At 56.4% G+C, this 12350-nt stretch carries 7 protein-coding genes; 3 read left to right on the forward strand and 4 right to left on the reverse strand.

Annotated elements, in window-relative coordinates; all coding sequences use genetic code 11:
* Window positions 1–51 precede the first annotated feature (51 nt).
* The 4 genes from WS70_RS19100 to WS70_RS19115 all read right to left on the reverse strand — a co-directional run bounded on the left by WS70_RS19100 (window position 52) and on the right by WS70_RS19115 (window position 6788).
* The gene (locus WS70_RS19100; RefSeq protein ID WP_082722255.1) at window positions 52–732 is read right to left on the reverse strand and encodes a LuxR C-terminal-related transcriptional regulator; all 681 of its coding nucleotides are present in this window, start codon (window positions 730–732) and stop codon (window positions 52–54) included.
* A 390-nt stretch (window positions 733–1122) separates the two neighbouring features.
* Window positions 1123–2634 (reverse strand): hypothetical protein, encoded by a 1512-nt coding sequence (locus tag WS70_RS19105; protein ID WP_226382918.1) that lies wholly within the window; start codon window positions 2632–2634, stop codon window positions 1123–1125.
* A gap of 76 nt (window positions 2635–2710) precedes the next feature.
* The gene (locus tag WS70_RS19110; protein ID WP_159082919.1) at window positions 2711–4765 is read right to left on the reverse strand and encodes a hypothetical protein; all 2055 of its coding nucleotides are present in this window, start codon (window positions 4763–4765) and stop codon (window positions 2711–2713) included.
* A gap of 73 nt (window positions 4766–4838) precedes the next feature.
* Window positions 4839–6788 carry a hypothetical protein gene (locus tag WS70_RS19115; RefSeq protein ID WP_059597240.1) on the reverse strand — a complete coding sequence of 650 codons (1950 nt, stop codon included), beginning with the start codon at window positions 6786–6788 and terminating at the stop codon, window positions 4839–4841.
* Window positions 6789–7535: 747 nt separating this feature from the next.
* Here WS70_RS19115 and WS70_RS19120 point away from each other — a divergent pair.
* The 3 genes from WS70_RS19120 to WS70_RS31655 all read left to right on the forward strand — a co-directional run bounded on the left by WS70_RS19120 (window position 7536) and on the right by WS70_RS31655 (window position 12319).
* Window positions 7536–9797 carry an autotransporter outer membrane beta-barrel domain-containing protein gene (locus tag WS70_RS19120; protein ID WP_082722256.1) on the forward strand — a complete coding sequence of 754 codons (2262 nt, stop codon included), beginning with the start codon at window positions 7536–7538 and terminating at the stop codon, window positions 9795–9797.
* A 1123-nt stretch (window positions 9798–10920) separates the two neighbouring features.
* Entirely contained in the window at window positions 10921–11958 is a 1038-nt protein-coding gene (locus tag WS70_RS19125; RefSeq protein WP_159082920.1) for a hypothetical protein, read from the forward strand.
* 220 nt (window positions 11959–12178) lie between these two features.
* The gene (locus WS70_RS31655; RefSeq protein ID WP_159082921.1) at window positions 12179–12319 is read left to right on the forward strand and encodes a hypothetical protein; all 141 of its coding nucleotides are present in this window, start codon (window positions 12179–12181) and stop codon (window positions 12317–12319) included.
* Window positions 12320–12350: the final 31 nt, after the last annotated feature.

Genomic DNA, 12350 nt, shown 5'->3' on the forward strand with positions numbered 1-12350 from the left:
CTTCATGAACGAGACATTGCCGCCGGAAAGGCATGATGCCCGCGGCGCGTGTCACGAAGCGGTTGCGCTGATTGAGCAAGCGAGCTTCGTGTCGACGGCATATTTGATGAGATCGATGTTCCGCTTGATGCTCATCTTGCGCATGGCGTTATTTTTTTGTGAGCTGATCGTTTGTTTGCTGCGACGCAGGCGAGCGGCGATTTCGTTGATCGTGAGACCGGACACGAAAAGCCGCACGACTTCCAGTTCACGAGGCGTCAATGCGAGACCGCGGCTCGAGGTCGGGGCGTCCGTCTTGCTCTCCCGAACAATCGAGGCGATGACCGGCGAAAGATAGGCTTCTTCAGACTTGGCCGCGCGCACGGCGGCCGGCATTTCGTCGGCATGGTCTCGCTTGCTGAAGATGCATGAAATGTGTTTCGACAACAGTGAGCGAATCACGCCGGGATTGTCGATTGCCGTGAACACGACGAGGCCGACACCGGGATGGCGGCGTCGAATCAACGACAACATCGCGATGCCGTCGCTGTATTTTTCACAGCCGGAGGACATCGTGTAGTCGGAGATGACGACGTCGCACTCGCGCCGTGTCAGCATGTCGACGAGATCGCCCGGACTCCGTGCGGTGCCGACCACCTGTATGTTCGGATCACGTTGGAGCTCATATGCGAGCCCGGAAATCATGACGGGCTGGCTGTCGGCAATGACGACTTTGGTCGGGGGTGAATGCACGGATGTTCCTCGCTATGGAAACGGTGCTGCGGCATTGGACTCCTCAAGCGGCGCTGCCATTGCGCTGGGACAACCTGGACGTTGTCGCAGCCGCGGTTCCCAACACGGGGTGGACAGCGCGGATGCACCGGTAATGACGATGACGCCATTCTCATCGGGGAACTCGGATAGGGGAAATATTCTGGACGTTTGTTAAATTCGGTGGCTGATCATGAAGAACGCAGCCGCCCCGGCCGGACGTTCAATCGCTTTTGGCGTCGAACGAGTGCGTTTCGATTCGCTCGTCAGGCCGTTGCGGGCCGGCGCCCGCAACGGATAAAGGGCTCAAACGGCGGCGCTTCGAACAGAATTCGCCGCGAATTGAACGACGCTGGACGAATGCCGATTCATCTAACGAATGCCGACTCCCAAATGGCTGCCGTAGTGATAGTTATGTCCCTCCTGCCCGGTCACGATGTTCTTTATCCAGTATCGCGTGAAAGGCAGATAGGCCTGTATGTCGGAAGACCAGTACCAATCATTTCCCATCGGCCAGCGGCTTCCGTATAGCGCATTCATCTCGCGCAACTGCGCCATGTTGGGGATGTGCGCCCCTTGCGAGCCGGCGACGCTCGAGATCTGGGAGTAAGTGCCTTTGCCGAGACCGACGCACTGTATGACGCCCGTTGCCGACACTTGATAGCTCTTGGCCGCGCCGGTACTGTCCCGGACAGTAATGGCCGTGGTGCCGTTGCCTCGCACCGTCACGTATCCGTTGTTGTCGACGACTGCTATGCCGCTGTTGCCGGATTGATAGCTGTACGGCGGAATTCCACCGGTCGCGGTACGTTGAATCGTGGTGTTGGCAGGCCACGCGCCCGGCAGGAGAGCCGGGTAAGCCGGCAAGAGATAAACCCGGCCACTGAGCGTGACGGGCGTTGTGTCGATTGCGAGCGGCGGCGGGCCGCCGTCGCCGACGGCCTGGTCGTCGCTGCTGTACGCGAACGTCGCCTTGCCACTCGAATTGGCCGGGAGGGTCAAACGAACGATCGGCACCACCTCTTTGTAACTGCCGTAAAAACGCAGCTGGTCGTTTTGCGCGTTGGCGAGGGCGCCAGGCTTTCCGGATATATAAAAGAACGACTGAATAGGGAGGTTGGCGCCATGGCCGGTCGGCCAGGTCGCCAGACGCAGTTCGTTCTGGACGGCCCACCATTGCGGAATCATGGCTTGCCTGGCGAGGATGGCCTGATAGAAGCGATTCGCCGTGTCGATCTGCCCGTCTCTCACGTTCCAGCCACATTGGTACTGATACTTGTTCGCGCCAAGATTGAAGTGGTCGATCCACTGCTGGGCGGTGATGATGCCCTGCTCATTGCACGGCCGGCTTTCCAGCGGATAAGTGTTGCTCGGGCCGCATCCCTGAAGCGAATTCCGGTTATTCGTGTCCGCATCCATCGGGAAAGCGCAAAGCACGGCGATGTTGCTGTCCTTGTCAGAGGGGGTTTCAAGGGCGGGAAAAAAAATGAACCCGTTGTTGTAGTTGAAAACCAGATTCGCGAAATTGTTGTCCGTGCGCAGCCACGAGAAGGAGACACCGCCGCTTTGTATGGAGCCGGGGCTGGGATCCCATGGAAAGAAGGCGGGGTTGGTTTCCGTTGCACGAAGCATCACGCCGCTGCAGAGAAATGCCGGTTTGCTTAGGCCGCCACAGTCACGATCCGTTCGGTTGTACCATCCGTTCAATTGGGTTGCGGCTTCGGGCCCTGCGACGGCCAATGACGTCGACGGCGCCTGCGCCGTTTGGGGAGCGCCTGGTGCGGGCTCGATCACGACGACAGGCGGGGGCGGGCTGGTTGCGCATGCAATCAGCAATGTGCACAGCGCCGCGACCAGCACATATCTGAAGCCATCTGATTTCATGACTAAAGTCCTTTGTCAAATTTCATCGATCTCATTTTATTTCACATGCTGTTTGTATATTTTTCTCCTGCGGGAATCAGAGATTGATGCGCAATACTCGAGAGAATTGAAGTTGTGCATCGGAGTCGATCCATCCGACGCTGTAGTTGATCAGCACTCTGGAGCCGCTATTCTCTGTCACCCACGCCGCCGGAATATCGAAGACGGAGGGTTGTCCCTTGACGACACGCTGGATTTCAGTATGCCGCGTTACCACGCCATCCCATCGGACCCGAACGGTTTGGTCGTCTTCCATACCGGAATACAAGACCGTCACTTGTGTGCGCGCCCCGTCGAGCGTGGGAGCGGGAAGCGTCAGCGACTGCCCCTCGACATGCAAGATCAAGGTGTCGGACGGATGAACCGGGCCGCCTAGACGCTGCTGTACGGAATAGCTGATGCGCGCGTCGCGGCCGATTGCGTCGATGACCTCCATGCGCGGGATTCGGAAGTCCATATGCCCGGGCAGCACGACAGGACGAACGTCTGTGTTGTAGGTTACGGCCGCTACCCATTGAACCCGAACAGTGTCTGCGCTGGCCATGTCGTCATACCGGCGCACTTGAACGATGATGTACTCGGCGTTGTAGTAGGCGGCGATGCGGAGCTGGTCGTGATTGGGGCCCGTTGCTTCGAGCACCCAGGGAGCAGGAAGTCGCAACTGTGCTTCATTCACGGTCACGGGAAGCCGCTGCGATTCGGTCGGGTCGCTTGCGTCCGACGCGACATCGTAAAAGATGGAGGCCGGCGCGGCAGCACCTTCGATGATCGTTGCCCGGGGGACATTGAAGCTCAGCGAGCTTTCGCGGTTGACGATCTTAGGCTCGCTGTCGAAATTCGTGCGGCCTCGCCAACGCAATATCACGGTATCGCCCGGCAGCATATCGTATGTCACCAGCACCGGTTCGCCCGAGGGAGGAACGTCGACCGGATCAAGCACGCCGTCCGGGCCTACGTGCTCCGCTGCCGGCGCCGGTAGAACGAGTGGCCGGCCGATCACGCGCACCGTCGTTCGGCGCGACCGCTGCGTGACGCTCGCGAGCGTCGCCGTATACGACAGCACCGCCAGCCCCTGCGCGACCGCTACCGCTGCTTCGTTCGGCACATTCAGGAATAGGAACGCGCCCGTATAAGTCCCCCGCACCGTGCGCACCACCGGATTGCCATCCGCCGTCTGGCCGTTCCACGTCAGCTCGATCTGGCTTTGCGGCGCAATCTTGGTATCCGTCACCATCACTTGCACGTCCTGACTGCCCAACTCATCGAGATTCAGTTCCCCGTTCGGCGCGAGCACCACCAACGGCGCCGCCAACAAGTTCGGATCGACCTCCACGTTCACGCGCACCTCGAGCGACCACTTCGACCAGTTCTTCACCCGGTCGTAGATTTCATAGCGCACGATCAGGCCATCACCGTCTCCTCCCGCCTGAATTGTTTCCGGCGGCACATGCACCACCACCCGCTGATTCACGTCGTCCGATTCGAGCGGCGGATGGCTGATCCGCTGCATGCTCCAGGCCAGCGTCAGCCGGTCGCCCTCGTCCATGTTCTCCCACGGCGCGATCGACACATCGACGCCCTTCGCCGCTTCGTCCTCGCCAATGTCGGTCGACTCCGGCACCGGCGGCGACAGGTTCTCGTTGATCCACTCCGTCGACGACTCCGGATCGAAGCCGCCCGGCACGTCGAGCTTGACGTCGATCGGCGTCACTTCCGAATAGAGCCACGCACTCGACGTCCTCAGACGGAAGAACACCGGTTGCATGCCGCTTCCGACCTCGAAAACGAACGCGGCCCGCACGTTCAGCACGTAGTACGTCGTAACCTCTTGGATCGTCAACTGAGCCGCGGGCGGCTTCAGGTCCAGGTTCGGATCGTTCGGATCCTCGCCCCAGAACAGCTCGATCAGATCGCCCGGAATCGGCTGCGGCGACAAGACCGGCCCGAGCCGGACCTGGATCAATCCGTCAGGCGCCTGCACATCCTGATAGCGGATGCCGCCATTGGCGTCCGCGCTCGGCACCTGCGGCGCCGGATATTCCGCGAGCATTCGCTTTGCCGAACCACCGCCGTCCATCCGAAATTCAGACATGATCCCGTCTCCTTCCCGCTCGTTCCGAGACATACCAATTCAATTTGCTGCCGACAGCGCGTCAACTCTCAGGCTAAGGTTTCCATCCGCGCACATCGGTAACTGCCGTCGTGGCAGGCGAAGTCACTGGAATAGGGTTAGGCCGATCTTGCGTGACCGTGTAGGTCACCACGACACGTCCTATCGATGCATCCAACGGATCGATGAGGAAAAAAGTCTGCGGCATTAGAAAATTCACGGGGTCATTTTCTTCGCCATCCTTAACGGTAATCGGTTGTTCCAGCTTGTCACCCACAGGTGCGCCCCCTGAAAGCCCGGTATAGGCCTGCGCTTCAAGGAACACGGTATCCCCTGCTACCTGATTCAGGTAATGCGCCACCTGAAACAAGGTCCCGCCTTGGGCGACTGCGATCGTCACGACACGGTTGCCAGGCGTTCCCTGCGCCTCCGGAAAATCACCTGCAGACAGCCCAGGCGCGCCTCCCGGCAGGTCATCCGAACTCTGGACGTCCACCAGTTGATCCGGCGCAAGCGAGGTATTGCTCTGATCGGCAGGGGGCGGCTGGAGGGTGCGCGTAACCGTGTAATGAACCGGCAACCTGGGATTGCTGCCCCCGGCCTCGATAACGGTCCCTAGTACGGTCTGCGGAGGAACGGCTCCCGCGACTACGTCGGCGGCCTCTATCGTATAGGGAGCCGCAAGTGCGGCTGCGCCGTCCCAGTAAACTTGAATTTCATCTCCTTCTTCGAACACCGGATCGCCGTCCTTGTTTTCCCACGGTATAACGGCTGTCGCGTCATCGCCGAACTGATCCGGAGGAATGATGTTGTCGGGCCCCGCGCCGGATGGCGGACGGATCGTCAGCGGCAGCAGCAAGCCGTGCACGGGATCGGTCGGATCGGGATCCTCTCCGCCCGCGAGCGTCAGGTCGATCAGCACGTCGTCAAGATCCGGTGACGTCCCAATCGTAAAGCCGTCACGCAGTACCTTGTAGGCGACGGAAACCGTGCCCCGCGTGGCGCCGTCCAATGCGGCCAACACCTCCTCGTACTGCACGGCAATGCCACCGTCCGGGCCGAACACGAAATCCGGATCAAGCAGGTCAGCGGCGAGCACCTCGCGCGCCTCCTGATCTCGCCCTCCCCACACCACGACGATTTCATCCCCGGCTTCGATGCGGTCATGAAATGGAATCTGCACGAGCACGCCGGCACGCGCATCGGCGTCGACAATGATGTCATTCTGTGCAAACACAGGAACTTCAGGCTGCTCCAGGTCGTCAATGGCAATCTTGAGCAGCACCCGGATCGTCGTCGGATCCGAGTCGGTCGACATATTTCCGGCGCGATCCTCGACTCTATATTTGAAATCCACAGGACCGTCATCCGCCAGCTCGATCAACGCCCGCGGATATTCGACAACGAAATCGTTCGTCACGTCATCTCGTGTAATTGGCGCCGTCGACACGATGTCGTTGACCATCAGATAAACGTTGTCCCCCAGTGCCTGGAAACCGTAGCTATAGATTTCGGCAGGCAATTTGTCACCCAAATCGGTCAACATTGCCGAAGTCAATCCGCTTTTCACGATGTCCGGATCGATGAACGGATTCGATAAATGTGGACCGGGTGGCGTCAAATCGACGATGAACTGTATGGCCGTCGGCCAATCCGTGTATTGATTGAGAAATGACGGTCCTTTCCACTTACGGTATCGGACTCTGTACGGCGTCTGCATGATCTTCTCCCGGCGATCCGCCGCGGCGATCACGAGATTGACAAAGCCCGCCGTCAGGTCCGCATCGACCACATCCTGCCGGTTGTCATAGAGACTATCGTCGATGAACAATTGAAATCCATCCCAATCCGGCACCGTTTCAGTCGGATCGGTCTTGATCGGAATCCTGATGTTCAGCACATCGTTTTTGATCGATGCAAGAAGCAGACCGTCGGCAGGGGCCCCTCCACGAAGCGGGGCCAGCGCTGCAGGATCGATCTCAGGTTCAAACAGATCCTCCACCACGGATGCCTCGTCTTGCCGAGATAGGCTTCGAACTACCCTGGCAGCACGCTCACGCGCAGTCTGACCAGATACGGTCTTTCGCTTGTTCATCATGCCCTCCGACTCAAATTGAAAGCCCACGAATCACCGCACACATCTCGCGCTCGAAGGTTACGTGCCACCGGGACCAGTCATTATCCGAGCAGGTAACAAATACAACCTCGACGAGCCCCAATTCCACGAAGTTATAAAATTTACATCATCAAATCTGAATTTTGAAGTTAAATTGTAATTTTTAACTCAACCACTTAATTATAGAATTCAACGAAATTCCCGCAAGAAAAACAATTATCATACAATTTATATTTATACATTATACGGTGGCGATTCAGAATTCTTTCGAATGGATTGCGACTTTTTATTGTCAATAAATAGCCACAAATTCCCCAAATTCGGCATCCTCAAGCCTCCCAGGGCGGCGCTGCGATGTCGCTCGCGCGAAATACACATTCCGGCTCTCCCGCAGTGCAATATCAACAATTGATGTGATGAATAGGATGTTCTATCTAGCGTGGAATTAAGTAATTCCATAATTTGACTTTCTTAAAGATTTGAATAAAATTCAGATCGCAGAATTCAGGTCATCATGGCCTGCTGGCCGTGCTGCGATATGTCTCCGAGAGAGGTTTTCGTACCCGTCCTATTTGAAATGCCAAAAGCATCCGGGAAAATGGCTGATATTTTCTCTCACAATTTGCTCGGAGTTCTATGTCCCCCTCTCTCATCTCTCCCTGGCGCCGAACACCGTGGGCACTCGCTGTAGCACTGGCATTCACTGCGACGGGCTCGCATGCCGGCACATTGATTGGCCCCGGCGCATCCGCGACCGTGAATGCCGGCTCCCCTATCGAGTCTTGGACTTTGGATGACGGCGCGTCCCTTAAAGTGAATTCTGGCGGTCAAACTAATGCCATTTCTGCGAATTCAGGCTCGAGCGTTTCCGTTGTTGGCGGTTCGGTTAGCGCTTCGAGCAGCGCCCCCGCGCTCAGCCTGGGCGACAGTACGGCTACGCTCAGCCAGGCATCCGTCGTCAATACGTCAGGCGCAGCGTTAGCGTTGAATCGCGCCGCGGGCAATTTCAATTTGTCGAGTTCGAGCGCCCAGGTTGCCAATAGCACGCTTTCCGGCGCAGGCGCCGCACTAATCACGTTCGCGGGCGCCGACTTGACATTGGCCAACACTCAGGTCAACGCCACGCGCAACGGAACTAGCATGCTAAATTCGGGCATCGGCGGCACATTATTCGGCGGGAACGTAAGCGCGACGAACGGAACTCATATCGCAGGGGATACAAACGGTCTATTGATCACCGCCGAACGACAAACCAACGTCAATTGGACCACTAACCTGAACCTCGATCAGTCGACCATTGAGGGACGCTCGGGTGCAGCCATTGTGGTTGACAGTGTCGTCCCGAGCTTTCCCAGCGCCACGGCCAATCTCATGGTCGCAAACGGTTCGAATCTGATCGGCGGCAACGGCAACTTGCTTGAAGTCAACCATGGAAACACCGCCAACCTGACAGTCGACAACAGCGTGTTGAACGGCAACGTCGTTGTCGACAACTCCAGCGCGGCAACTGTCACCTTGCAAAAAAGTGCCGTGCTCACGGGCCAGCTGACTAATGTCGGCCACCTCGCGGTCAACAGCGCTGCGATGTGGAATATGGTCGATAACGCGTCGGTGGCCAATGTCTCGCTTGGCGGCGGCACGATCAACCTGAGTCAGAGCGGCGGGCCTTTCCATCGCCTTGATGTTGGCGAATTGTCGGGTAGCGGCACCTTTGGAATGCATGTCGATTTGGCATCTCTGCAGGGCGACTTCCTGAATTTGTTCGGCACTGCTTCGGGCAATCATGGGCTGGCTATTCAAAATACCGGTATAGAGCCGCGCAAGGGCGCAGCTCCCCTGCAGGTCGTGCAAACCAGCGGTGGAGACGCCACATTCCAGGCAGTCGGCAACGGCGGCATGGTCGACGCCGGAGCCTTCCAATACTCACTGGAGCGGCAAGGCAACGGCTGGTACCTCGTGCAGGCGCGCGGCGACGACGGTAATCCGATCCCGACGCCGTCGACGGAATCGACGCTTGGTCTATTCAACGTCTCATCTACGGTGTGGTACGGCGAATTGGCATCGCTGCGCAGCAGGATGGGGGACGTGCGCCTGGGGCGTGACGGCGCCGAGGTTTGGGCTCGGACTTACGGCAATCGGCATCTGGTCAATTCAGGCGATCTGTCGTATCAGCAGAATCAGTATGGCCTTTCGCTCGGTACGGACGCGCCGGTACACGTTTCCAACGGTCGTCTGCGGGTCGGCGTACTGGGCGGATACAGCCGCAGCGATCTGGATTTCGGCAGCGCGACCACGGGTTCAGTCGACAGCTTTTACTTGGGCGGTTACGCGACCTGGTTGAGCGATAACGGCGTATTTGTCGATGGTCTCATCAAGGGCAACGTGTTCCGAAACAACGCGAAGGTCACGATGAGTGACGGCACGCCAGCTAATGGCGGTTATACCAACTACGGATTGGGAACATCGGTAGAAGCGGGGCGGCACATCCCGCTGGGTAATCGATGGTTCGTCGAGCCGTCGATAACGTTGTCCGCATTTCTGGCGAGTGGCGCCAGCACGACGCTGGACAATGGATTGCAGGCGTCGGGCAGCACCAACAAGTCGTTGCAGGCCCGCCTCGGCGCGGCAGTCGGGCGCAATTTCGAATGGGCGGACGGAAGCGTGATGCAGCCGTATCTCAAGCTCGGTGTCGTGCAAGAGTTTGCGCGCAGTAACGACGTCAACGTCAACGGCAATCTGTTCAACAACAATCTGGCGGGTACACGGGTGGAGATCGGAGCCGGCGTCGTCGCTCAGTTGTCGTCGAAATTGCAGTTGCATGGCGACGTGACCTACGGCAAGGGCAACAGGATTGAACAACCTTGGGGATTCAACGCCGGACTGCGCTATGTTTGGTGATTGATACATCGCCGTGCCGCCGAAGGTTGCGGCGAAGCCGCGGCGCCCCTTTGCTCGAATTCCTTCAGCGCCTCGATTATCGTCCTCCGGACGGCAAGCCGTTGTTCAAATCGGCTCTTCACGGTGCGAGATTCTCGGGGCGATGCAGATGCGCATCTCGACGCTACTGAATTTGTCGAGTCAGTGATAGGACGCTCGTTCTGCTGCGTCGCGCCTGGCCACGCCATCCATGAATACTATCTGTTCTCTGCTATTCGCAGGATGTGAGCGATTCATTCATCAGTCGATTATCCTCCAAGAGTCTCTTTTTGCCGTTACGGCGAAAAATGCGCTCGGTTGGACGTTGTAAATGGAATGTTTCACGCCTCTCGTTGAGAACGATGGAAATATCTGGAATCAATCACCTGTTCGGAATTACAGGTAAAACAAATCGGAACGACTTCGTTGTGATCGCAATGTAAGAGCGAAGTGGACTGTCGCCTTCCATTTTGTAAAATGTAATTTTTTTAAAATACTTGAATTAATGATCGCGCCGCCTAGACTTGCAGAATGAATTTCAGAAAAATAAGACAGATTTGGGTTGCAAAATAAGCAAAGATACGATGAATTTCGCTTGAAGTCATTGTGCGGAGACTGATTGTCGGCACCTTGGATTGATCGAATCCAGGAAGTTTTCGGCGGGTGAACAGACCCTAGTTTTACTGTGTCAGTATAGGAGCCTCTTCATCCTTTGCATGAGGAAGTGATGGACTGGGAGACATCGTGTTCGGTAACGTGATCTGCGTCCATGATGTCCTCTGTTGAGCAAGCCTTGGTGCCGTCAATCTTACGACTCGGGCTCTGACGACTCGCGCTACACAGGATCTGATTATAAAAATAATCTTTATATTTACATTGTATTATTGGCTAATACATGTCAAGCGGGCTGATCTATGGTTTGCATGCGCAATTGAAAATTGCAAAAGGATTTTCCAACCTATTTGCCTGATTGGTCGAATATTTATTGATGCGATTTTGTAATTTTTACTGCTTGAATCATCGCGTGTATTGATGATTTTCACTCGTATCGACACTCACTTAATAAGGTGCGACTTGCCCCGTGCTCCTTATCGAGAGGTGATGTATGAAACCGCAGATTCGTCCGCCCAGTTTGATGCTTCGCCGCCCGATCCGCGTACTACGACACAGGCCGGCCACCGTGAAGGGCATCACGAATCCTCTTTTCATTCCATCTCAATTTTTAGGACGTTTGCCAACTGGCATGACGCCGGATGGCCTGTTGTTAGCGAGTTCCGCGGGTGTTGACATTGGTGTTTTGGCTCCCTTTCCGCTTTATTACATAGAGCCAGATCTCGAAGATACAGCCGCATTGCTACTTGATGGCCGATATGCTGCCGGCGATACAGTGACGTTACATTGGCGCGGTCGCACGAACTTCGGCAGCGAGCCCAAAATCGTCAACCGTGAAAGCACGTTGGGCTTCAATGTTTCCAGAGCAACGATAGTCGCGGGCGCTGCCGCGCCGGCAATCATCTTCTGTGACGTCGCATCGGACGCCAACGACGCGACTGCGCCACGACCGCTCACCCTGACCGTGAATGAGGCACAGTTGCGGCTTCCTGTTCCGTGGATGCTCGGAGCGACGGGCGAAAATCATGACCAGCTTGGTATCGACGCGTATTACAACGCCGAGTTCATCACGGTTCAAGTGTGCCGATATAACGACATGGCCGGAATGGATACCGTGCAGGTCCAGTGGGTAGGATCAGTGACTTATAACGCGGAAATTCGTCAAGTCGGCCTCCCCGGGCCGATGGATTTTCGAATTCCGCGCATGGAAATCATTGATGCAATCGGTTGCGATGTTCGTATCAGCTATAGCGTGCAGCAGCGACTGGGTGGCCCGGTGTATCCGTCCGATACTTTGACCTTGCATGTCGAGGGGCAATCGCTGACGCTTCCTGCCTCCACCCTTAACGGAGCTCGCACACAAGTGGCGGTCTTGTATGCAGGGGTGGAAAACGACCAAACGGTTCGAGTCCGATGGGATGGCGTGGTGACGCGGCACACCGAAATACAGCGCGTCGTCACAAGGGACAACCCTCTGTATTCGAGATTCCAGCGACATGGGTTACCGAAAATAGCGGCTCCAGTGTCCTGATCAACTACAGTGTCGGCTGGATGATTCCGATGCGCCGCTTCAATTTTCGCGTGTATTGCGGGGAAATTTATAATTATAGATAACACAATGACAATTTTTCGGCGGGAAATCATTGTAAGGACATGATCAACGAAATCAAAATCATTAATAATAAAACGTTAGCATGATCACCAGACTCTATCGATAGCCAAAACCGGGAAGATATCGACATGACGAGCGTATGGACGAGCATGAATTACCCAACAGGCGTCGACGCTTCGACATTGAAGCGATGCTTGCCGATCTTCAAGTGATGCCCGGCTCCATGCCGACCATGTACGGTGCAACATGGATCTTTGCCCTTGAACGGAATTGGCACTGACCAAGAATCAGAAATAATCAGTCAAATATCA

The sequence above is a fragment of the Burkholderia mayonis genome (assembly GCF_001523745.2).
GTDB lineage: Bacteria > Pseudomonadota > Gammaproteobacteria > Burkholderiales > Burkholderiaceae > Burkholderia > Burkholderia mayonis.